The 22,582-nt window shown below is 68.8% G+C and carries 13 protein-coding genes; 2 read left to right on the forward strand and 11 right to left on the reverse strand.

Annotation, left to right across the window (positions count from 1 at the left end; all coding sequences use genetic code 11):
* Positions 1–7 precede the first annotated feature (7 nt).
* The 6 genes from ggt to rsmD form a co-directional block, all read right to left on the reverse strand.
* A complete protein-coding gene (ggt, locus tag ACHWVH_RS12020) occupies positions 8–1,768 on the reverse strand; it encodes a gamma-glutamyltransferase (protein ID WP_394687257.1) in 1,761 nt (586 codons plus the stop codon).
* Complete coding sequence (locus ACHWVH_RS12025; RefSeq protein WP_017908325.1) at positions 1,765–2,049, reverse strand: YfhL family 4Fe-4S dicluster ferredoxin; 285 nt, start codon at positions 2,047–2,049, stop codon at positions 1,765–1,767. The genes ggt and ACHWVH_RS12025 overlap by 4 nt, the downstream gene beginning before the upstream one ends.
* Positions 2,050–2,268: 219 nt before the next feature.
* On the reverse strand, positions 2,269–2,766 hold the full coding sequence (locus tag ACHWVH_RS12030; RefSeq protein ID WP_267099530.1) for an AAA family ATPase: 498 nt from the start codon (positions 2,764–2,766) through the stop codon (positions 2,269–2,271).
* A gap of 130 nt (positions 2,767–2,896) precedes the next feature.
* On the reverse strand, positions 2,897–3,391 hold the full coding sequence (locus tag ACHWVH_RS12035) for a hypothetical protein (protein WP_010342035.1): 495 nt from the start codon (positions 3,389–3,391) through the stop codon (positions 2,897–2,899).
* 40 nt (positions 3,392–3,431) lie between these two features.
* Entirely contained in the window at positions 3,432–3,938 is a 507-nt protein-coding gene (coaD, locus tag ACHWVH_RS12040) for a pantetheine-phosphate adenylyltransferase (RefSeq protein WP_010342036.1), read from the reverse strand.
* A complete protein-coding gene (rsmD, locus tag ACHWVH_RS12045; RefSeq protein WP_267096765.1) occupies positions 3,935–4,540 on the reverse strand; it encodes a 16S rRNA (guanine(966)-N(2))-methyltransferase RsmD in 606 nt (201 codons plus the stop codon). The genes coaD and rsmD overlap by 4 nt, the downstream gene beginning before the upstream one ends.
* 212 nt (positions 4,541–4,752) lie before the next feature.
* Here rsmD and htpG point away from each other — a divergent pair, with 212 nt between their 5' ends.
* The gene (gene htpG / locus ACHWVH_RS12050) at positions 4,753–6,657 is read left to right on the forward strand and encodes a molecular chaperone HtpG (protein ID WP_295926726.1); all 1,905 of its coding nucleotides are present in this window, start codon (positions 4,753–4,755) and stop codon (positions 6,655–6,657) included.
* Between the two features lie 221 nt (positions 6,658–6,878).
* Positions 6,879–7,901: an Ldh family oxidoreductase gene (locus ACHWVH_RS12055; RefSeq protein ID WP_295926729.1), complete on the forward strand. Its 1,023-nt coding sequence runs from the start codon at positions 6,879–6,881 to the stop codon at positions 7,899–7,901.
* Between the two features lie 330 nt (positions 7,902–8,231).
* Here the strand turns inward: ACHWVH_RS12055 and ACHWVH_RS12060 are convergent, their stop codons facing one another.
* The 5 genes from ACHWVH_RS12060 to ACHWVH_RS12080 form a co-directional block, all read right to left on the reverse strand.
* Positions 8,232–11,108 carry a TonB-dependent receptor gene (locus ACHWVH_RS12060; RefSeq protein WP_295926731.1) on the reverse strand — a complete coding sequence of 959 codons (2,877 nt, stop codon included), beginning with the start codon at positions 11,106–11,108 and terminating at the stop codon, positions 8,232–8,234.
* 495 nt (positions 11,109–11,603) lie between these two features.
* Positions 11,604–14,018: a beta-L-arabinofuranosidase domain-containing protein gene (locus ACHWVH_RS12065; protein ID WP_394687258.1), complete on the reverse strand. Its 2,415-nt coding sequence runs from the start codon at positions 14,016–14,018 to the stop codon at positions 11,604–11,606.
* A gap of 384 nt (positions 14,019–14,402) precedes the next feature.
* Positions 14,403–16,211, reverse strand: coding sequence for an Svx/AvrXca family virulence/avirulence protein (locus ACHWVH_RS12070; protein WP_394687281.1), 1,809 nt, complete (start codon positions 16,209–16,211; stop codon positions 14,403–14,405).
* A gap of 431 nt (positions 16,212–16,642) precedes the next feature.
* Positions 16,643–18,244, reverse strand: coding sequence for a family 43 glycosylhydrolase (locus tag ACHWVH_RS12075; RefSeq protein ID WP_394687259.1), 1,602 nt, complete (start codon positions 18,242–18,244; stop codon positions 16,643–16,645).
* Positions 18,241–22,581 (reverse strand): Ig-like domain-containing protein, encoded by a 4,341-nt coding sequence (locus ACHWVH_RS12080; protein WP_394687260.1) that lies wholly within the window; start codon positions 22,579–22,581, stop codon positions 18,241–18,243. Before ACHWVH_RS12080 ends, ACHWVH_RS12075 begins: the two co-directional genes overlap by 4 nt.
* Position 22,582: the final 1 nt, after the last annotated feature.

The raw sequence follows: 22,582 nt of genomic DNA on the forward strand, positions 1-22,582 counted from the left end.
GTGCGGCTCAGCGCGCCGGCGCTGTCAGTTGCAGCACTTCGGCGCTGCCGACTTCGTTGCGCGGGTCGCTGCCGCCGCTGAGCACGTTGCGGCGCTTGTCCCATTCCACGGTCTGCAGGTTGCCCCAGACGTGGCTGGAGCCGTGGCCGTCCTCGGCCGTGTCGCCGGGCAGCTTGAGCGTATGCCCCATGGCTTCCAGGCCCTTTGCGGTGGCCGCGTCGAAGGTGCCGGTCTCGGCCTCGATCACGTCCGGCAGCCACTGGTGGTGGTAGCGCGGCAGCGCGGCGACCTGCTGCGCCGTGAGACCGTCGTCGTAGCCGAGGATGCCGAGCAGCACCATGGTGATGATGCGGCTGCCGCCCGGGGTGCCGAGCACGATCGCCTTGTCCGCGTTCTCCATGAAGGTCGGCGACATCGAGCTGAGCGGGCGCTTGCCCGGCTTGGGCGCGTTGGCCGCGTAGCCCATCACCCCGAAGGCGTTGGGCGTGCCCGGACGCAGCGCGAAATCGTCCATCTCGTTGTTGAGCAGCACGCCGGTGCCCTTGGGGATCAGCCCGGAGCCGTACAGCAGGTTGACCGTCTGGGTGGCGCCGACGCGGTTGCCCTCGCCGTCGATGATCGAGAAATGCGTGGTCTCGTCGTCTTCCAGCGGGGTCGGCTGGCCGGACAGCAGGTCGCTGGGCGTAGCCTTCTCCGGGTTGATCGTCGAGCGCAGGCCCACCGCATAGTCCTTGCTGAGCAGGATGCGCTGCGGCACGTGGGTGAAATCCGGGTCGCCCAGGAAGAAGGTGCGGTCGCGGTAGGCCCGGCGCATCGCTTCCACGGTCAGGTGCACGCGGTGCACCGGGTCCATGGTCTTGAGGTCGTAGCCCTCCAGGATCTGCAGCATGCTGGCCAGGGCGATGCCGCCGGAGGACGGCGGCGGCGCGGTGGTGATGGTCCAGCCCTTGTAGTCGAAGCGGATCGGGGTGCGTTCCTTGACCGTGTAGCCGGCCAGTTCCTCCGCGGTCCAGCGCCCACCGGCCTGCTTCACGCCGGCCAGCAGCTTCTTGGCGGTGGCGCCGCGGTAGAAACCGTCGAAGCCCTTGTCGGCCAGCAGTTGCAGCGTGTTGGCCAGTTCCGGCTGCTTGAACACGTCGCCCACCGCGATCGGCCGGCCGTTGCGCAGGTAGACCTCGCGAGTGCCGGGATAGCGCTCCATCACCTTGCGCCGCGACTGGTAGCCCTCGGCCATGCGCGCGTAGACCGGGAAGCCGTCGCGGGCGATGCGGATCGCCGGCGCCAGCGACTGCCGCAGCGGCAGCCGGCCGTGCTTGGTCGCCAGTTCCACCAGCGCCGCCGGCAGCCCAGGGATGCCGGCCGACCACGGGCCGTTGATCGAGCGATCGCGGTCCAGCTCGCCCTTGGCGTCCAGGAACGCGGCCGGCGTCGCCGATTCCGGCGCGGTCTCGCGCGCGTCCAGCATCACGTCCTTGCCGGTCCGAGCGTCGTGCAGCAGGAAGAAGCCGCCACCGCCGAGGCCGGAGCTGATCGGTTCGACCACCGACAGCGTCGAGGACACCGCCACCGCGGCGTCGAAGGCATTGCCGCCCTCGCGCAGGATCTGCAGGCCGGCCTCGGTGGCCAGGCGATGGCCGCTGGCGATCGCGGCGCCGGGCGGGTGCGCGGCCGGGGCGGTGGCGGTCGCCTCGGCGACCGGCGCCTCGGCCCACGCCGACGGCGTCAGGACCAGGGCGAGCAGCAGGACACGGCGGACGAGGCTTCTCATGCGGCGGGGGGCTCCTGTGGGTACAACTCGGGGTGGTCGCGCTGCAGGCGCTGCAGCTTGGCCAGCAACTGGGCGTGGGTCTCCGGGATGGCCGGGTCGGGGTCGATGCACTCCACCGGGCACACCACCACGCACTGCGGCTCGTCGAAATGGCCGACGCATTCGGTACAGCGGGCGGGGTCGATCACGTAGATCGTCTCGCCCATGGCGATGGCCTGATTCGGGCAGGCCGGCTCGCAGACGTCGCAGTTGACGCAGAGCTCGTTGATCTTGAGGGACATGTGGCGCACTTCGGCACTGACCCGGGCAGTTTACCGGATCGGGGCGGGACGGCCCTGCGAAGGCGGCGCCGGGCGCGGAACGCTGTATCCGCCAACGTCGCGGACCGGCGGCGCTGCGTGTGCATAGTGCAAGGGCCAAATCACCTTGGACGCTCCCGTCGCCGCGCGCCGACAGGCACTGGTGGCAACTCGGCCGATGCCGGGCGTGGTGCGGGCCGGCTAGCCCAGCGGCGGCGGCAACCGCGCGCGGCTGTGGCGAATCAGCAAGGTCCTGGCGCGGAACGGAGCAAGCTTGGCCAATAGCAGCGCTCGCTCTTCGCGGTGGTAGTCGCGACTCCAGGCCAGCATCCGCGGCAGCCGCGCCAAGGTCGGCCGGTAGGCGGCGGCCTCCAGGCCCAGCCATTGCCGGCCCAGTCGCAGCACGATCTGCGCGGTGGTGCGCCAGGGTGCCGCATCGATCACCACGATGTGGTCGGCGCGCGCGAGCGCCGCGTCGGCCCATTTGAACTGCACGCCTTCGACGATCCAGTGCTCGCCCTCGACGATGCGCTGCAGCAGCGGCAGCTTCTCCTCGAGTGGACGGCGGACGTCGCCTTCGGGACGGCGGAGCCAATGCAGATCGTCCAGCGCGTGGCAGGCAATGCGGTGACGGCGGCCGAGCCGGCGCGCCAGGGTGGTCTTGCCGGCCCCGGTGGGGCCGGTGATGAAGATCCGCATCGCCTGTGCCTTGCATGGAACTGCGGAACTGCGCGACGGCTCCCGGCACGTCGGCGCGACGCGACCGCCCGTTGCGGGCGGCGCGGGATGGCGGAACCGGCACGCATCGGCGCGCCGGCCCGCGCAGGGCTTACTTGGCTTCGACGAAGATGTAGTCGGCGCCGGTCGGCTTGACCACGGCTTCGACGCGGGCGTTGTCGGCCGGAGCGCCGATGTAGACCACGCGCACGCCCTTCATGCTGTTCGCCTCGACCTTGGCGAACGCGGCGGCGATCAGGTCGGCCATCTTGGCCGAGGCCGAGGAACCGAACGCCAGCATGTTGCCCGGCTGGATGCCGCGGCCGATGGCAGTGGTGGCGCTTTCGACCTGGCGCTCGTACTTGGCCTGGAACTCCGGATCCGATTCCGGCGGCAGGTAGTACAGGAACGGGCTGTTGGTGACGTTGCCCATGTTCTGGATCGCCACTTCCTGCAGGTACTTCTTCCAGCCGGCGTCGTCGTCCTTGGCCGGGGCGGTCAGCGCGGGCTGCGCGTCGGCGGCCGGCTTGGCGGCCTCTTCCTTCTTGCAGGCGGTGAAGCCCAGGGCCAGCGAAGCGATCAGCAACGCGCGTGCGGTGGTGTTCATGGAACGGCTCCCTCTGTGTCGTCAGTGAATGGTGGTCGGCTCAGCGCTGCGCGGCGGCCTGGCGGGCCTGGACCAGCGCCTGCACCACCGACGGCGGCACGAAGCCGGAGACGTCCCCGCCCAGGCGCGCGATCTCGCGCACCAACGAGGACGAAATGAAACTGTGTTGCTCGGCCGGGGTGAGGAACAGGGTCTCCACCTCCGGGATCAGATGCCGGTTCATGCTCGCCATCTGGAACTCGTATTCGAAGTCCGACACCGCGCGCAGGCCGCGCAGCAGCACGCCGCCGCCGACCGAGCGCACGAAATGCGCCAGCAGGGTGTCGAAGCCCAGCACTTCCACGTTGCGGTGCCCGGCCAGCGCTTCGCGGGCCAGCGACACGCGCAGGTCCAGCGGTAGGGTCGGCCCCTTGGACGGGCTCTGCGCCACGCCCACGATCACCTGCTCGAACAGCGGTGCGGCACGGTTGACCAGATCGATATGGCCGTTGGTGATCGGATCGAAGGTGCCGGGATAGACGGCGATGCGGCTATGGGCCACGGTCATGCGTCGGGTACCGCGTGAAGGTCGCCGGGAAGTGTAGCAGCGGTGCGCCGGTACAGGGCAGCGCGCACCTCGCGGCTGCCGCCCTCACGGTACAGCGCCCAGGACGCCGGCACTGCGGGCGCCTGCCCGGCCGGCGACTCGAGGTACAGCCAGGCATCGGCCGCCAGCCGCGCCGGCAGGCGCTGCAGCACCGCGTCCCACAGCCCGGCGGCGAACGGCGGGTCGACGAAGGCGATGTCCGCCAGTGCCTCGGCCGGCGCCTCGGCCAGCCAGCGCAGCGCATCGCCCTGCACCACCTGCACCTGGTCCTGCGCCTGCAGCCGCGCGACCGTGGCGCGTAACTGCGCCGCCTGGCCTAAATCGCGCTCGACCAGCACCGCAGCGGCCGCGCCGCGCGACACCGCCTCCAGCCCCAGCGCGCCGCTGCCGGCGAACAGGTCCAGCACCCGCGCCCCGGGCAGCACCGGCTGCAGCCAGTTGAACAGGGTCTCGCGGACCCGGTCGGAGGTCGGGCGCAGCCCGGCCAGGTCCGGCACCGGCAGCCGCGTGTTGCGCCAGCGCCCACCGATGATCCGCACCTGGCCGCCGCCGGGACGGCTCATCGGCGGCCTCGCAGGGGCCGGGACAGGCGGGACGGGGAATGCAGGAACGGCATGGGCGGCGGGCGCGGAAACAGGGTCCGGATCATAGACCAGCGCGGTGTCGCGCGTATGCGCGGCGAGGCGCTTGAAGCCGGCCGCGGTCGCCACCATGTCGGCCGGCAGAGCCGTGCCCTCCTCCGCGCGGCCGCCCATCCTTCATGGAGCACCTACCGATGAGCGTGGAAACCCAAAAAGAAACCCTGGGCTTTCAGACCGAGGTCAAGCAGCTGCTGCAGCTGATGATCCATTCGCTGTATTCCAACAAGGAGATCTTCCTGCGCGAACTGATCTCCAATGCCTCCGACGCCGCCGACAAGCTGCGCTTCGAGGCGCTGGTCAAGCCGGAGCTGCTGGACGGCGATGCGCAACTGCGCATCCGCATCGGCTTCGACAAGGAGGCCGGCACCGTCACCATCGACGACAACGGCATCGGCATGAGCCGCGAGGAGATCGTGGCGCACCTGGGCACCATCGCCAAGTCCGGCACCTCCGAGTTCCTCAAGCACCTGTCCGGCGACCAGAAGAAGGATTCGCACCTGATCGGCCAGTTCGGCGTGGGCTTCTACAGCGCCTTCATCGTCGCCGACCAGGTCGACGTGTACAGCCGCCGCGCCGGCCTGCCGGTCAGCGAAGGCGTGCACTGGTCCTCGCGCGGCGAAGGCGAGTTCGAGGTCGCCACCATCGAGAAGGCCGAACGTGGCACCCGCATCGTGCTGCACCTGAAGGCCGACGAGAAGGACTTCGCCGACGGCTGGAAGCTGCGCGGCATCGTGCGCAAGTATTCCGACCACATCGCGCTGCCGATCGAGTTTCACAAGGAACACTACGGCGAGGACAAGGACAAGCCCGAGTCCCCGGAATGGGAAACCGTCAACCGCGCCAGCGCGCTGTGGACGCGCCCGCGCACCGAGATCAAGGACGAGGAATACCAGGAGCTGTACAAGCACATCGCCCACGACCACGAGAACCCGGTGGCGTGGAGCCACAACAAGGTCGAAGGCAAGCTGGAGTACACCTCGCTGCTGTACGTGCCCGGCCGCGCGCCGTTCGACCTGTACCAGCGCGACGCCTCGCGCGGGCTCAAGCTGTACGTGCAGCGCGTCTTCATCATGGACCAGGCCGAGCAGTTCCTGCCGCTGTACCTGCGCTTCATCAAGGGCATCGTCGATTCCAGCGACCTGCCGCTGAACGTCTCGCGCGAAATCCTGCAGTCCGGCCCGGTGATCGACTCGATGAAGTCGGCGCTGACCAAGCGCGCCCTGGACATGCTGGAGAAGCTGGCCAAGGACGACGCCGAGCGCTACCAGGGCGTGTGGAAGAACTTCGGCCAGGTGCTGAAGGAGGGCCCGGCCGAGGACTTCGGCAACCGCGAGAAGATCGCCGGCCTGCTGCGTTTCGCCTCCACCCATGGCAGCGACGGCGCGCAGACCGTGTCGTTGGCCGACTACGTGGCGCGGATGCAGGAAGGCCAGGACAAGCTGTACTACCTGACCGGCGAGAGCTACGCGCAGATCAAGGACAGCCCGCACCTGGAGGTGTTCCGCAAGAAGGGCATCGAAGTGCTGCTGCTCACCGACCGCATCGACGAGTGGCTGATGAGCTACCTCACCGAGTTCGACGGCAAGTCCTTCGTCGACGTGGCGCGCGGCGACCTGGACCTGGGCAAGCTCGACAGCGAAGAAGAGAAGCAGGCCAAGGAAGAAGCCGCCAAGGCCAAGCAGGGCCTGGTCGAGCGCATCCAGAACGTATTGAAGGACGAGGTCTCCGAGGTGCGCGTCTCGCATCGCCTGACCGACTCGCCGGCGATCCTGGCCATCGGCCAGGGCGACCTGGGCCTGCAGATGCGGCAGATCCTGGAAGCCAGCGGCCAGAAGCTGCCGGAGAGCAAGCCGGTGTTCGAGTTCAACCCGGCGCATCCGCTGATCGAGAAGCTGGACGCAGAAGCCGATGGCGAGCGCTTCGGCGACCTGGCCAAGGTGCTGTTCGACCAGGCGGCGCTGGCGGCTGGCGACAGCCTGAAGGATCCGGCGGGGTATGTGCGTCGGCTCAACAAGCTGTTGTTGGAGTTGTCGGTGTAGCCCAAGGCGCGTGATCGCGAAAAGAACGAAGCCGGCACATGCCGGCTTCGTTCTTTTGGACGAATCCTGAGTGATCGATCATTACAGTGCCTCGGAACGAGGTGACGCTATGCACGGCACCGGCCGACGTAGATAGAACTTCGAGATTGCATGACGCTCCCAGGCTTCTCGCGAAGCGCCTTGCGGGCGAGAATCCAATGACACTTTCGGATCATTTTTCGATGAACCCCAGCGACGCCATCACCCTGTCCCTGGACCAGGCCACTACCCTGGTCGAACGCATCCTGACCCACGCCGGCTTCAGCCCCGCGCACGTGCAGGCCCTCACCCACACCATCGTCGCCGGCGAACGCGACGGCTGCGCCTCGCATGGGTTGTACCGGACGCTCGGCTGCGTGGCGACGCTGCGCAACGGCAAGGTGGTGGGCGATGCCGAGCCTGTCGTGCACGACCATGCACCCGGCATCGTGCGGGTCGATGCGCGCGGCGGGTTCTCGCTGCTGGCGTTCGAGCGTGGGCTGCCGCTGTTGATCGAGAAGACCCGTGCCAATGGCCTGGCGGCACTGGCGATCAACCATTGCGTGCATTTCTCTGCGCTGTGGCCGGAAGTCGAACGCATCACCGAGGCCGGGCTGGTCGCGCTGATCTGCAATCCCAGCCACGCCTGGGTCACGCCGGCCGGCGGGCGCACGCCGCTGCTGGGCACCAACCCGCTGGCGTTCGGCTGGCCACGCGTGGACGCGCCGCCGTTCGTGTTCGACTTCGCCACCAGCGCGGTGGCGCGCGGCGAGATCGAGCTGCGCCGCCGCGGCGGCCAGCCGATTCCCGAAGGCTGGGGGGTGGACGCGACGGGCGCGCCGACCACCGATCCGGCCGCGGTCGCCGACGGCGGTGCGATGCTGACCTTCGGCGGGCACAAGGGGTCCGCGCTGTCGGCGATGATCGAACTGATCGCCGGGCCGTTGATCGGCGACCTCACCAGCGCCGAATCGCTGGCCCACGATGCTGGCGCCGGTGCGGCGCCTTATCACGGCGAACTGATCCTGGCGCTGGATCCGGCGCGCTTTCTTGGCGCCGACCGCACCGCGCATCTGGCGCGTGCGGAAGCTTTTTTTGCGGCCTACGAGGCCACCGGGGCACGCTTGCCGTCGCAACGCCGTTACCAGGCGCGGGAACGCAGCCGCAGCGAAGGCGTGCGGATTCCGCAGGCCCTGCATCAGGATCTGCTGGCCTTGCTCGACTGAAGAAGACTATTGGTAACGCGCTTCAACGCCACTCAGCGGGACATGCCGTTGTCGCGTAGAAGCGGCGTCAGCCGCGACCGGTATTACTGGTGAGGCGTCGCGGCTAAAGTCGCTTCTACAATTGAGCTTCAGCGCATCGTGTGCTCGTGTCATGCGCGCGCCAGATGCGGGTGAGCAAGCGCCCCGCCCGCACGATCCGCGGGCAGGAACGGCATTACCGCCGACGTGGAATCTCGCTAGCAGGTGGAATCGCGCCTGGCCGAGCATACCGCGGCGGGCTCCACCCGCCACGGCGCTGTCACCTGGTCGCCTGCGCAAGCAGGCTCCGCCTCAGAACTTCACCGTCGCCCGCGCCCAGTAGTAGCGGCCGAGCAGATCGTAGGTGGCCACGTCGGTGTTGGCGTTGGTGACGTTGTTGGCGTAGTACAGCGGCGGCTGCCGGTCGGCCAGGTTGTCCACGCCCACTTCGAAGCGGGTGTTCCAGGGCTTGACCTGATAGCCCACCTGCACGCTGTGGTAGACGTAGGCGCCGATGTCGCGGACCACGGCGGGCTGGTCGGCATCGGCCGACAGGCTCTGGCGGGTATCGGCGCTGCCGATCTCGGTGCGGCCGATGTAGCGGACGCGCCACGACGCGCTCCAGTCGCCCAGGTTCCAGTTCAGCGTGCCCAGTGCACGCCAGCGCGGGAAGTTGCCGTAGGCGTAGGTGTACTTGCCGGCGTTGTGGATGGTGACGGTGCTGGGGTCGGTGGTGTCGGGGTTGATGTCGTAACGGATCACGTAGGTGCCGTTGAGGCCGGCGCTGAAGTTGCCCCAGGCGGTGTCCGGCAGGCGGTAGGTGAGGCTGAAATCCGCGCCGCTGGCCCACAGCTTGCCGAGGTTCACGGTGGGCTCGGCGATGTAGTTGACGGTGCCGTTGTCGTTGCGGTGGATCAGCGCGCAGAACGCGCTGGCGTCGTTGGCATAGCACTGGTTGAGTACGGTCTGTGCCGAGACCTGGGTGATGGTGTCCTTGAGGTTGATCTTCCACAGGTCCGCGCTCATCGACAGGCCCTCGACCCAACCCGGGTCGTAGACCACGCCGAAGTCGTAGGACATGCCGGTCTCCGGCTTGAGCTGGTAGCCGGCCACTGCCGCGCCGGAGGCCTTGGCGCCGACCTGGTTGTCGGCCTGCTGGTAGCTGCCGTCGGTGGGCACGTTGGCGCAGGCGGCGGCATGGCCGCCGGTGTAGCCATTGCACGGATCGGTGACTGACGGCGAGTCGCCGGCCACGCCGGCATACAGTTCGCTGATGTTCGGCGCGCGGAACACCTGCGAGGCGGTGCCGCGCAGCAGCAGGTTCTCGATCGGGCGATACTCCAGCGAGACCTTGCTGTTGGTCTTGCTGCCGACGGTGTCGTAGTCGGAGAAGCGGCTGCCCACGGTCAGGTTGAGCGAGTGCACGCCGGGCAGCCCGGCCAGCAGCGGGAACAACGCTTCGGCATAGGCTTCCTTGACGCTGAAGCTGCCGCCGAGCACCGAGGCGCAGTACTCGATCACGCCGCACATGCCGTTCTCGTCGCCGGTCCACAGCGAATCGGCGGCGGTACTGGTGCTTTCCTTGCGATAGGAGACACCCACGGCCAGGCTCGCGGTGCCGGCCGGCAGCGCGAACAGCTCGCCGTTCGCGTTGGCTTCGAACTGCTTGACCGTATAGACGTTGGTGACGATCGGGTTGACCACCAGCGCTTCCAGCGCGGCCTTGTTGCTGGCGGCGTTGAGGTTGAACACGTCGATCGGGGTGCAGCCGGCGATCGGCGCGCCGGCGCTGCCGCACTTGACCGTGCCGTCGGCGGCCAGGAACGACGGCCCCACCGCGGCATTGAAACCGGCGTAGTCGAGGAAGCCGTAGTTGATCGACTTCTGCTTGACCTTGCCGTAGTTGAGGCTGGCATCCCACTGCCAGGAACTGTCGCCGAAGCTGCCGCGCAGGCCCGGATTGATCTGGAAATTGTAGGTGTTGTACTCGTAGCGGCGGTTGCCCAGCACCGTGGCGCGCGTGTTGAAGTTGTTGTACGAGGTGCCGGTGCTGCGGTCGGTGCCGAAGTTGACCCCGAACGGGTTGTAGTAGCTGGCCGAGGAGACCAGGAAGTTGTCGCCGTTGGCGAAGATCGGGATCGGCGCGATGATCGAGGACGAGGTGGTCTTGCTGAAATAGGTGTTGACGTAGCCTTCCAGGTGGTCGCTGAAGCGGTAGCTGCCGAGCAAGAAGGCGTTGGTGCGTTCCTGCGGGGTCTGCAGCAGGTTGTACGGCTGGTAGTTGTAGGAATCGGTGGAGGCGACGTAGCAGTGGTACTGGCTGGCGTTGGTCGGGCTGCTGCTGCCGCCGTTGAAGGTGACCCGCGAACAGCCGTTGCTGGCCGCCAGCGCCTTGGCCGCGGCCGAGCCGTCGTTGAAGCTGATGCTGCCGGTCGGCGTGGCCGAGGAGCCCTGCTTCACCCCGACGCCGTCGATCAGCGACAGCGCGTCCTTGGAATACGCGCGCGCGCCAGCCGAGACCGGATCGATGTCGTGGTAGGACAGGCCGGCGACGATGCTGCCGCGCTCGCCGGTCTTGCCGGCGGTGAGCGAGAAGTTGCGGCGGTTGCCGTCGCTGCGCGAACTGGTGCCGAAGTCGGCGCTGGCCTCGACACCGTCGAAGCCCTTGCGCAGGATGAAGTTGACCACGCCGCCGATCGCGTCCGAGCCGTACACCGCCGAGGCGCCGTCGCTGAGCACTTCCACCCGCTCGATCATGGTCGCCGGGATCGCATTGACGTCGTTGCTGGCCAGGCGCGTGCCGTTGACCAGAACCAGGGTGCGCTTGTCGCCGAGGCCGCGCAGCGAGATCACCGAGGCGCCGGTGCCGCCACCGTTGTTGGTGTTGGGATTGGTGGCGTTGCCGGCGATCGACGGCAGTTCCTGCACCAGATCGCCGAGCGTGGCCTTGCCGGTGGCTTCGATCTGCGCGCGGCTGATGGTCACCACCGGGTTGGCGGTCTCGGTATCGACGCGGCGCAGGCGCGAGCCGGTGACCACGATGCTGTCCAGGGTCTGGGTGGCGCTGTCGGCGCTCGCCTCCTGCGCCTGCGCCGCCCCTGCGCTCCCCAGCGACAGGGCAGTGGCGACTGCCAGCGCCAGCGGCGTCGCGGCATGGCGGAAGGAAGGGCGTGGCTGCGGAAACGACATGGGGCGGGCTCCTGGAAGGTGGCGAGACGAGACAGCGGAGAAACGCAGGCCGAACGACGCCATGCCGGCGCCATGCCGACGGACGGACCTGCTGGACGGTGGCGCCTGCGCGGCGCCTGCGGTGGCGTGCCTGCACCGGACCACGACGGCCTGGCGCACAACGGGGAGGCCGATCTCCTGCGCGCACGGCCGTGCGCGGCTCCCCGCTCCTGCAATGACGTCCGACGACGATGGCGGCGCTCCGGTGGCGCACGCCGGCGCCACGGCCGGTACGACGATGCGATCAGATTTTCATCACGCGGTCACACTGTGCCGTGGATGCATGGCCGCGTCTTGTCGCGATTCGCGGTTTCGCATGCGGAATCATGCATGGTCGTGCGGGGCTGCGCGCCTGCATGAGGCGCTCGTGACGAAACGTGGCGTTGTGTCGTGCAGACACCGACACGGCAGGCACACACTGTCATCGGCTGCGCACGGCGATGCCGCTGGTTGCGGTCACGCCGGGATCAGCCAGCCGCCGAACAGCGGGCCGGCGGTGTCGCCGTGCTGCGGCTCGATGCGCACGACCAACGGCTGCGCATCCCGGGTGAGCGCCGGCGGCAGCGGGTAATCGCGGTCGACGAAATCGATCACCTGGCCGCGCTCCACCGCCACTTCCACGGCAAGCTTGCCATTGATCAGGATGTTGAAGCGCCCCTTGTCGCTGCCCCAGAAGCGCAGCCGCAGTGCCAGTGGCTGCGCGCTGCCGCGCATGCGGAACTCGACGAAGCCCTTGCCGCGCACGTCGCGGCACTGCTGCCGACGGTAGGCGCCACCGAAGGAGGTATCGCTGCGCAACTGGTGCGCCTGCTCGGAGGCCTCGTCGCCGAACTGGATCATGTCCACCGCGATCGCACGCAGCTTGTCCTGCTCGGCCTGGCGCCGCGCCCGCCGCTGCGCTTCCTGCGCCCACTGCGCAGGATCCATACGCTTGAAATACAGCGCGCTGCGGCGCTCGTACTGTGCGTAGAACGGGACGAAGGTCAGGCCCGTCGGTTGCGTGCTGCTGGCCAGGAAATGGCCGGGCTGCGGCAGCTCGACGAAGCCGCGCAGCGGATCGGCCGCGGCCACAAGCGCCGGGTCCGGCGCGTCGTACGGCGTACTCACCGGCCCCAGGTCGGCGGCCAGCGCCAGCGGACCGCGCATCACCACCACCGTGTCCGCATCGCCGGCGGCGTGTTCCAGCCGCAGCGGCGTGGCCAGGTCCAGGTCGATCACGTCGCCGGCGCGCCAGTCGCGCTCCAGCGCCAGATAGCCATCGGCCAATGCCGCACGCGCGGGCTTGCCGTTCACGCGCAGGGTGTAGCGGCCCTGGCACCAGGCCGGCACCCGCAACAGCAGCCGCCGCGGCGCGCGTGCGCCGGCACGCAGTACCTGCAGGCGCACCTTGCCGTTGTCGGGCACGCCACTGTCCAGTTCCAGCGCCAGGTCGCGCTCGCTCCAGTCCAGCCGCGAGGGAATATAGAGATTCACGTACAGCGAGGTGGCGTCCTGCCAGTAGATCGCATCGCCGAACTGCGCGTGCGCTTCCATGCCGCTGCCGACGCAGCACCAGAACGAATCGAACTTGTCGGAGAAACCGCGCTCGCCGCCGCTGATCATCGGCGTCATGTAGGTGAACATGCCGGTGGCCGGATGCTGCGCGGCCATGGTGTGGTTGTGCAGCGTGCGCTCGTAGTAGTCGAAGTAGCGCGCCTGCGGCGTCCACTGGTACAGGTGCCGGGTCAGCTTGAGCATGTTGTAGCTGTTGCAATGCTCGCAGGTCTGCTCGGTCAGGAAGGCGGCGATGGTGTCCGGCTCCTGGAAATACTCGCGGTCGGCATTGCCGCCGATCACGTAGCTGTAGTGCGCGGTCACCGTCTCCCAGAAGAAGCGCGCCGCCGCGGCCGCATCGGCATCGCCGGCGACCTCGAACTGGCGCGCCTCGCCGATGAACTTGGGCACCTGGGTGTTGGCGTGGATGTGCGGCAGTTCGTCGCGCCCGGCCACGGCCGGGTCGATCACCTTCTCGTGGCGCAGGCGCTTGCCGATGGCGATCCAGCGCGCATCGCCGGTGCGCGCGCCCAGTTCGATGTAGGACTCGTTGAGCCCACCGAACTCGGTATCCAGCAGGGTCTGCATCTGCGCGTGGTCGAGCGCGTCGAACACACTGGCAAGGTAGCCGGCCAGCGGCAACAGCACCTGCAGCGCTTGTGCGTTGCCGGCCAGTTCTTGCGCGTCGAGCAAGCCGGCGAACAGTTTGTGCACCGTGTACAGCGGCGACCAGCTACCGTTGAGATTGAACTTGCTGCCCTTGATGACGCCGCGGCGCACTTCCTCGAACACCACCTTGCCGCTGTCGATGGCGCCGTTGTCGTTCTTGCGGGTGAGCCCGCCGACGTAGCCGTCCGCGTCCTTTGCCTGCGCGCGCGCCAGTTCGGCGACGATGTAGTCGATGCGCTCGCGTAGTGCGGGATCGCGGGTCTGCGCGTGCATCTTCGCCAGTGCGCTGAGGTAGTGGCCCAGCGTGTGGCCGGCGATGGTGTCGCCCTCCCAGCCGCCGTACACCGCGCCCTTCGGCGGCAGGCCGGCGTACTGCAGGAAGTTGTGCAGCAGGCGGTCCGGCTCCAGTTCCAGCAGGTAGCGGCGGTTGGTCTGCAGCGAATCCAGGAACAGCGACGGCTTCAGCGTGACCTGCTGCAAGGGCAGCGCCTGCACCCGGCCCGGGGTGGAAGCGGCGGCGTCCAGCGGGAAACGCAGCAGCCCGGCGGCTACCGCCAGTGCGCTCCATTGCAGGAAGCGGCGCCGCGAAGGATCCAGCGCGGCGCCGGCCGCGTCGGCAGCTGCGTGCGCGCAGGCGGCGCCATGCCGATGCATGCCCTGCCCGCTCATCGCCGGCCTCCCGCGTGCGAGGCGGCATGCGGGAAAGAAACGCATCGAGGCATGGACTGCTCCTGTATGAGATGTCGGGACGCCGACGCCGCAGGGCAACGACCAGCGGATCCATGGTCACTGTGTCATCCGGGTGACAGCGCGTCTTGTCCCCACTGATGCGTGCAGATGCGGATTTCTGCCGAATCACCGTGCCGACCCGGCGCTGGCGACCAGGCCCCTGCGGACAGCGTGGGCGAACGCGGCCGACACGCCAATGCGCTGCGGCTCATGCGCCACCTGCACGACGCGTCGCGTCATGCCGGGATCGCGACACCGCAGTGGTGTCGCAGCGAATGCACCGTGCATCCGCCACGACACCGCCTGGCAGTCATTGCCGGTCGATCATTGCGGCTTCGCCGTGACCTCTGGCACCGCGTCGGTCAGGTCGGCGCCATAATCGGGGTTGGTCACGGTATTCGCATCGACGTAGCCGTAGAACACGCCCTTGCTGGCCGACGCGCCGCGTTGTTCGACGTCGCCACGCAACTGCGCGGAACCGGACAGCGTGAACCCGCCGAACGCCCCCGCCGGCTTGAACACCGTATGCAACCGGGCGCGATCCTTCACCGTCACCCCGTCCTGCAGCAAGCTCAACCCGCCAACCACGGCGCCGTCCTGCACCTGCCCGCCCAGGATCGTCGCATGATCCTCGATGCGCGCATCGCCCAGCACCTTGCCACCCAGCACCCGCGCATGCGGGCCGACATAGGCGGTCGACGCGACATACGCGTTCTGGGCGACCCAGCCACCGCCGTTGGGGTGACGGCCGCCCACGCGCGTCGGCGTCGGCGCCCCGGGCTGCTGGCCCGACGGATACGCGTTCTGCAGCGTGACGCTCCACGGGTAGCGGTAGACCGAATAGTAGGACTGATCCCACTTGATCTTCTGCATCTTGCTCGGCGTCCCCATCACCACCAGATACAGGTCGCTGTCATCGCTGCGCACCTGGAACGACAGCGCGGCATCGGCGCCTCGCTGCAACGCGCTGTAGCGCGGCTTGCCGTTCGCCTCGATTGCGACCAGGCCCCAGCGCCAATCCGAATCCGGCGTACCGATCGTCTCGGGATCGTTGACCAGGCCCGGCAACGTGTCGACCGCCGACTTCTGCTGCACGTTGCCATGGAACTTCACCACGACCGCATTCGCACCCACGGTGGAAATCAGCCGGACCAGGTTGTAGCCCCACCGCTGCGGCGCCCAGTCGAACGGCACCTGGTAGACGCCTGTCTGGCCCTGCACCGGATCCAGCTGGGTCAGGCGCAGTGCGCGATCGCGATTGGTCTCATCGGCCGGGTTTTCCGGATCGAACGCGGTATTGCTGCCGTACTGCTGGCGCATCACGGCGCCATGGTCGCGACCGTCCGGGTCGGTGTAGTCCCACTGCACGTTGTGCATGGCCCAGTCGCCGAACACGTCGTTGAGCTGCGACTGGCTCCAGCCCATATTGTCGCGAATGATCGAGAACGGATCGGCATCGGCCTGGCGGGAATCGCCGGGTTTGGGCGCCTTGGCCCACAGATCGTTGATGATCGCGTAACCGAAGCGATCCTTGAGGTACTCCATGAACTGCCAGTTGCAGTAGCGGTCGCGGGTCGAGCCAAGATAGAGATGCGGGTAGTTCACCAACATCTCCGAGCACTGCACGTCGTCGTGGAAATACTGGTGCGCCATCCAGTTGGCATGCGATTCCCAGATCCAGCCGACGTACGGCGAGTCGCGCAAGCCGCCGGTACTGCCCTGCAAGCCATGGGTCAATTCATGCGCCAGGCCCCAGTGATACCCCAACTGGTCCGGATTGATCCACATGCCCATGCCGCCGCTGGCGGAGGTACCGCCGTTCAGGCCGAAGCTGTGGTCGAGGTAGACGCTGACCTTGTACTTCGTTGCCGTGTTGCAGTACGGCTCGGGAAACCCGACGCGCCCCATGTAGTCGTCCCAGATCAGCTCCAGCTCCTTGGCTGCGGAGGTCACATCGTCCTGCGACACGGCTTGTCCGTCCTTCCAGCGGAACGCGAAGTGCTGGGTTTCGTAGCGGACGGCCGGCATGTCGGTATCGCCGGGATTGGCGATCCATTGACCGGCAGTGCAGACCGCCGCGGCAGCCGCCTGCGCATGCTGCGCAGCCAAGGCCAGAACGGCCGACAGGCACATCGTGGAGACCAGACGCACGAATCGAGAAGCAGCAAGTTTCACGGCTCTACACTCCTCTTGTCCGACGACATTGGATGAATAGGACGATCGACGCGCGTTCCGCCGCACCAGCCTGCAGTGATTGAGGCATCCGCCGCCCCCCGACGGCATGCGGATCCAGGTTCGCCTCCGGCGAAACGCCAGGAACACGCCGCACGGCAGCCACTCGCGTATCGGCAATGCGTCGCCAGACTAATCCACCAAAACGCCATGCACTCGACGTTTATCCTCATGGAATCGGGATAATTCCGCACAGAGTCCGAAAATCAAACCGACGTCACAGCAGGAACATGATGCGGCCGGTACATGCCGCCGACATCAGCGGCAGCTGCTGCAACCGAAGCGCCTGCGAAGGTCGGCGAGGTCGGCTCGATCGGCATGCACGCCTCGCCTCAAGGCATGTCGCAGCGCTGCACATCCGCCGCGGTCGCCTGCGGCAGGCGCTGCGCCTGCGGCGCCAACATCTCCCACTCCTGCACCGCCAGTGCGGCGTAGCGCTCGCCGCCGCCGGATGCGTCCAGCACCGCGCGCGCGCAGCGCGTGGTCACTGGCGCGAAGCGCAGCGTCTGCCAGCGGCCGGCGACGGGCGCGCGCGCACTCTCTGCCAGCGGCCACCAACGGCCGTCGCGACGGTACTCGAGCCGCCAGCGCGCCGGCGGCGCCACGCCACTGTCCGCGCCCGGCGGATGATCGGCCCAGAACAGGATGCGACTGCCCTGCAGCGTCACCGGTTGCGCCCAGCTGTACTGCAGCCATTGCTGCGGTGGGTTGTGCGGTGTCCAACTGCCCCATAGCTGCGGCGGCAACGGATTGCGCTTGACCCGGCCGTCGTTGAGCGCGGCGATCCAGTACTGGTGCGGGATGTCCGGGCCGTTGGACGCGCTGGCCTGCGCATAACGAGCGAGGTTGCGCTGCGGCGGCAACGGCGGCTGCGGCCGCTGCGTGGGCACCACCGGCAGGATCCGCGCCGGCTGCCGGGTGTCGTCCCACTGCAGCCGGTCGATCGCCACGCTGCGGCGGAAATGCCCGCCGCCCTTGGCGTCGGCGGTGTGGTAGACCAGGTACCACTGGCCCTTGAATTGCACGATGCCCGAGTGCGAGGTGGTCGAGGACACCGGCGGCAGAATCACGCCGCGGTAGGTCCATGGCCCCAACGGCGAGGGCGCGCTGCCGTAGGCGATGCACGCGTGGTACAGCGTCGGCGTGCACTCCGACTCCGGCCCGGCATGGTTGTCGGCGTAGGCCATGTAGTAGGTGCCGTTGCGCTTGAACAGCCACGGCGCTTCGAAGTAGCCGTCCAGCGTGGTCACCGCCACCGCCTTCCCCTTCGGCGTGACCATGTCGCGTTCCAGTTCGATGCCGAACAGCTTGCCGAAGGTGCCCCAGTACAGATACACGCGGCCGTCGTCGTCGACCAGGACGGTCGGGTCGATGTTCTGGATGGCGTTGGGCACCGGCAACGACTGCGACAGGATCGGTCCCTGCGGATGCGCATCGCGCCACGGCCCCAACGGGCTGTCGCCCACCGCCACGCCGATCGCGAACGGATCGGCATTGCGCGAGTGTGCTTCCTGCACCGGCGCATACAGGTAATAGCGTTTATCCGGGCCCTGCACGATCTGCGCCGCGTAGGCGTGGCCGGGCGCCGCCCAGGCGAATACCTGCTGCGGGCGCAGCAACGTCGGGTAGTGGGTCCAGTCGCCGCGGCCGACATCGTCGGTGACCAGCAGCTGCCAACGGTCGATCACGAAGTCGTTGACCTCCGGCGGCGCTTCGTCGCGGCCGGCGATGATGTAGAGCTTGCCGTCGGCGACCAGCGGCGCGGGGTCGGCCGAATAGGCGCGGCCGTCGGCCAGGATCGGATTGCCCGGCGCATGTACCTGCCGCGACCACGGCACCGCCGGTGTCGCGGCGATGGCCGCGGCAACGCCGATGCAGGCAGTGCAGGCCACCAACAGGCAGGCGACGGCACGGCGCACGGAATGGCGGTTCATGGTGTCGTCTCCGCCTCGATCACCAGGTCCAGCCGCACCGGCAGCGTCCCGGTGCCATCGCGGCCCCGCGCCTGTCCGACCACGCTCAGGCGTGCGGGCTTGGCATAGGCGGCCGGCGCCAGCGGCGCCCAACGCACCGGCACGCGCTCGCGCGAGCCGTCGTTGTACTGCACGGAGACCAGTTCCGGCAGCACCGGCGCCTGCCCCGCAGGCATGTGCAGCGGCGGCGGCGCCTGCACGGTGGTGAGCTGGCCCGGCGCGGTCGCGCGGACCCAGATGCTGGCCGTCACCGGCACGCCGCCGTCGGCCAGGCCCTGCACCTGCAGGCGGCCCTCGCCGGCCAGCGCCGCCGCATCGACCTGCGACCAGCGCACGCCCAGCCAGGCCCAACGGCCGCCGGCGAAGTAGCCGGCGATGCGCGCCGGCAGCGTCGGCGCCTGACCCGGCGCGATGCGCACGTCCACCGCTTCGGTCGCCACCGCGCGCTCGGCGAACACCTGCCATTCGTCCAGCCCGACCGCATAGTGGCCCTCGCCCTGCGTCGCGGTCTGCAGCACCGCGCGCAAGGCCGTGGTGACCACCGGCGCGAACGTCACCCGGCTCGGCGCGCCATCGCCATGCACCGGATAGCCGCCGCGCATGGCGATGTCGCGCCACTGCGTGCCGTCGCGGTATTGCAACGTCCACGCGCGCGGCAACGCCACCCCGCCCTGCGGCTGGTCGTCCCAGAAATACAGCGCCGCCGCGTTCAGTCGTTGCGGTTGCGGCCACTCGTACTGCACCCACACCGAAGCCGGCTGCGCGCGTCCCCAACTGCCCCAGCGGCGGTCGGCGGCCGGCACCTGGTCCGGCGCCGGCAGCAGCCCATCATTGAGCGCCTGCAGGCGGTGATGGCCAGCGGTGAACTGCGCGCTCGGCGTGGCCTCGCCCTGTACTTGCAGCGTCTGCCCGGCCGGAGCCGCCGCCGCGATCACCTTGACCTCGGCGTGCCCCTGCAACGCGCCATCGTCGGCCTGCAACTGCAAGGTGTAGGCGCCGGGCACGGTGAAGCGCACCTCAGTCGTGGCCGCCTGCGGCTGCTCGAACAGCGCCGCACCGCCGGGCGGCGCCTGCAGCGTGCGCCACTGCAGAGTCAGCGTGCCGTTCGGCAACGCATCGTCGCCGACCCGGCCGGCCAGGCGCACCACGCCACCGGCACTGCTGCCGTCTTCCTGCCAGGCCTCGACCTCCGGCGCCTGGTTGCCGTGCACCGCCGGCGCCGCGGCGCCGCTGGCATAGGCCTGGATCTCCTTGATCCCGGTGCGCAGCGGGCCGGCATGGGTGACCTGCACGCGCCAGCGCTGCGCGCGCAGCGGCGGGAAACGGATGCGGTTGCGGTTGCCCTGCGCGATCGGTGCGTCACGCACCTGGCCCGGCACGGTCTTCCACACGCCGGCGTCGAAGTACTGCAGCACGTACAGCCACGGCGGCGCGTAGCCGGCGCGCGTGCCCGACGGGAAGCCGTGCTGTTCACCCGGAGGCGAGGAACTGCGATAGAAGTACACGCGTACATCGTCCAGGGTCTGCGGGCGCTGCAGATCCAGTTCCAGCCAATCGCTGGCGGCAGGCGAACCGGCGGTGCCCCAGAACGGTTCGTTGGCGGTGCTGCCGTCGACCGCGGCCGTGGCCGGGAACCCGTCGGCCGCATAGCTCGCGCTGACCGCCGCACCCTGCGCCAGATTGCGCGCGCCGGGCGGCAGCGCGATGTCGAGTCCGGCCTCGGCCAGCACCGCACCGATCCGCGCCGCGGCAGGAAACCGCACCTGTTGCGGCGCCTGCAGCGCCAGCCGATGCGCGGCCAGCACCTGCATCTGCGCGGCACCGGCATTGACCACATCCGGCAAGGCCTGCACGCGGCCACTGGCCGGGTCGTACAGCACGTGCGCCAGGCGGTCGACGGTGAAGGCCAGGTGGCCGTCCAGGTACAGCGAATAGCCCTTTGGCGCCGCTCCGCCGTAGCGGCGGCCGTCGCGATCCCAGACGATGCTCAGGTCGCGATCGCGATAGCGCAGGCAGTCGGCGACGAAATGATCCCAGCCGATATCGATGGGATACAGCTCGATCAGGGCGTCGCTGCGCGGGCGCAGGCCCATCGCATCCTCGATCACGGTGAAGTTGGTGGCGCCGAGCTGGGTGTGGTGGATCCACGAGCGATAGCCGATGTGGCCGCCATCGGCGGCGCTGCCCTGCGCCCAGAATTCGTTCTGGTCCGGGTAGCGGTTGTCGCCGTCGATGTAGTGCGCCCACGCGTTCCAGTACAGCAGCTTGCGGTAGCTGGAGGCGTCCAGGTACGGGCTCGGGTAGTCGCGCAATACGCTGCCGAGCAGGCGGAACGCCACGGTGGAATTGATCACCGAGAAATTGTTGCTGCCGCCGGCGCCGCGCGCCTGCGCGTCGGCCTGGTTGGCGGTGTAGAACGGAAACAGCGGGAACTGCCGCGCATCGGCGAACAGACGCAGCGCGCGCACGTACTTGGGGTCGTCGTCGGCATCGCCGTGCCTGGGCATCAGGCCGACACTGAAGGGGTAGTAGTTGTTGGTTTCCTTCCAGTCCACCGGCAGGCGCGGCCCATCGGCCTGGCGCTGCTTGAGCAGGTCGCCGTGCAGGCCCATGCCGTCGGCATGTGCACTGTGGTCCTGCCACAGCACATCGAGCACGGCGCGGCGGATCTTCGCCGCCAGCGCCTGCATGCGCACCGCGGTGGCGGCATCGCCGGCCAACTGCGCGGCCTGCGCGGCAGCCAGCGCATTGGCGTACACGTACGCGCTCTCGCTGCGGTCCATGCGCGGCGCGCCATGCCGCTTGGCCCAGTCGAAGGACACCGCATCGGCGTCGTTGCCGGTCATCGCCGCCCAGTCGTATTCGATCAGGCCGTTGCCGTTGCGGTCGTAGGCGCGCAGCAGCGCGTCCACGTCGTCGCTGGCGTAGCGCGCCAGTTGCCCGGCGATCGCCGGCGGGCCGCCATGCACCTGGTAGGCACGCCAGGCGGCGGCACTGAGGTACTGGGCGTAGGAATTGGACCAGTTCTCCGGCGCGCCGGGATTGTCCACGTACTTGCCGCCGCCGGCGGTCTCGCCGGCGCCGAGCCAGGAGCCGTAGGCGTAGAGCGGATCGCGCAGGTACTTGAGGTCGTCGATGAACATGCCGGTGGTGAGCACGATGGCGTTGTCGTAGCCGAGCACGCCTTCGATCGCCACCGGGAACTGGTAGTCGTTGCCGGGCACCGCCGCGTCGAGGAAATTGAAGCGCAGCAGCCACCAGCGGTAGAACAGGGTCTTGTCGAGATTGTCCTCGGGCGTGTCCAGGTACGGCAGGTTGTCGGCCCACCAGCGGTTGTAGGCGACGACGTGGTCGCGGTAGGCCTGCTGCGGCGACTGCGCGGCGATGCGCCGGTATTCCTGCAGCGAGGCAGGCAGCTCGCGCGCGATCAGCCCCAGTTGCACCTTCAGTGTCGGCGCGGTGCCGTGCGCCGGCACCGCCAGCGGCCGCGCGATGCTCGCACCATCGACCGCGAAGCCGTCGCCGGACAAGCGCGGAAACAGCGTGGTGATGGCGTTATGGGTGACGAAGGCGCCGGTTAGTTCGGCACTGTCGGGATGCGTGGCCATCGGCGAGACCGCACGCACGGTCAGGGTATGCGCCGCGCCGTCGACACTGGACACGGTGACTTCGGCCACCGCCACGTTCTGTTCGCTGATGAACTTGACCAGTTGCAGGCGCACGCCGCCACCGGCATACGCGCTGCTGAAATAGCTCGGCGTCTGTCGCCGCTGCGCGCTGTCCTCGACCAGCGCGATCGGCGCGCCGTCGCGCTCCAGTTGCAGGCGGAACAGCGCGTCGTGGCCGGTCTTGTGCACGTAGGCCACGTCGCCGACGAAGCCAGGCTCCTCCGGCTTGTGCGTGTACAGGTAGGCGGCGCGGCCGCGGGTGAACAGCCAGTTGTTGCTGTCGCCGAAACCGCCGCCGGTGCCCTGCCGCGCGAGCAGACGGTCGATCCAGAAATCGCGACCGGGCGCGCGGCCGGCACCCGTCGCCAGGTCGGCGGCGAACACCCGCTGCAACTGGCCCTGCCCCTGCCCCAGCGTGAACGCCACGCCGCTGTCCGGCAAGGGATGCGCATCACCCTTGAAGTGCGGCATGCCGATCGCGGCATTGCTGGGCTGCAGGCCTTCGCCGTCGCGGTCGAGGTCGCCGACGGCGGCTGACGCCGCCACCGCAGTCGCAGCGAACGACAGTCCAACCAGGAGAGCGATGGCGCCGCGCCGCACGCGCGATGCGGCGCCACCGAGGACAGGCATG

The organism is uncultured Xanthomonas sp. (assembly GCF_964278005.1).
GTDB classification, from domain to species: Bacteria; Pseudomonadota; Gammaproteobacteria; order Xanthomonadales; family Xanthomonadaceae; genus Xanthomonas_A; species Xanthomonas_A sontii.

Excerpts from the sequence above, each read along its gene's own strand:
- ggt (WP_394687257.1), bottom strand. The coding sequence starts at position 1,768 with ATGAGAAGCCTCGTCCGCCGTGTCCTGCTGCTCGCCCTGGTCCTGACG.
- ACHWVH_RS12025 (WP_017908325.1), bottom strand. The coding sequence starts at position 2,049 with ATGTCCCTCAAGATCAACGAGCTCTGCGTCAACTGCGACGTCTGCGAG.
- ACHWVH_RS12030 (WP_267099530.1), bottom strand. The coding sequence starts at position 2,766 with ATGCGGATCTTCATCACCGGCCCCACCGGGGCCGGCAAGACCACCCTG.
- ACHWVH_RS12035 (WP_010342035.1), bottom strand. The coding sequence starts at position 3,391 with ATGAACACCACCGCACGCGCGTTGCTGATCGCTTCGCTGGCCCTGGGC.
- coaD (WP_010342036.1), bottom strand. The coding sequence starts at position 3,938 with ATGACCGTGGCCCATAGCCGCATCGCCGTCTATCCCGGCACCTTCGAT.
- rsmD (WP_267096765.1), bottom strand. The coding sequence starts at position 4,540 with ATGAGCCGTCCCGGCGGCGGCCAGGTGCGGATCATCGGTGGGCGCTGG.
- htpG (WP_295926726.1), top strand. The coding sequence starts at position 4,753 with ATGAGCGTGGAAACCCAAAAAGAAACCCTGGGCTTTCAGACCGAGGTC.
- ACHWVH_RS12055 (WP_295926729.1), top strand. The coding sequence starts at position 6,879 with ATGAACCCCAGCGACGCCATCACCCTGTCCCTGGACCAGGCCACTACC.
- ACHWVH_RS12060 (WP_295926731.1), bottom strand. The coding sequence starts at position 11,108 with ATGTCGTTTCCGCAGCCACGCCCTTCCTTCCGCCATGCCGCGACGCCG.
- ACHWVH_RS12065 (WP_394687258.1), bottom strand. The coding sequence starts at position 14,018 with ATGAGCGGGCAGGGCATGCATCGGCATGGCGCCGCCTGCGCGCACGCA.
- ACHWVH_RS12070 (WP_394687281.1), bottom strand. The coding sequence starts at position 16,211 with ATGTGCCTGTCGGCCGTTCTGGCCTTGGCTGCGCAGCATGCGCAGGCG.
- ACHWVH_RS12075 (WP_394687259.1), bottom strand. The coding sequence starts at position 18,244 with ATGAACCGCCATTCCGTGCGCCGTGCCGTCGCCTGCCTGTTGGTGGCC.
- ACHWVH_RS12080 (WP_394687260.1), bottom strand. The coding sequence starts at position 22,581 with ATGCCTGTCCTCGGTGGCGCCGCATCGCGCGTGCGGCGCGGCGCCATC.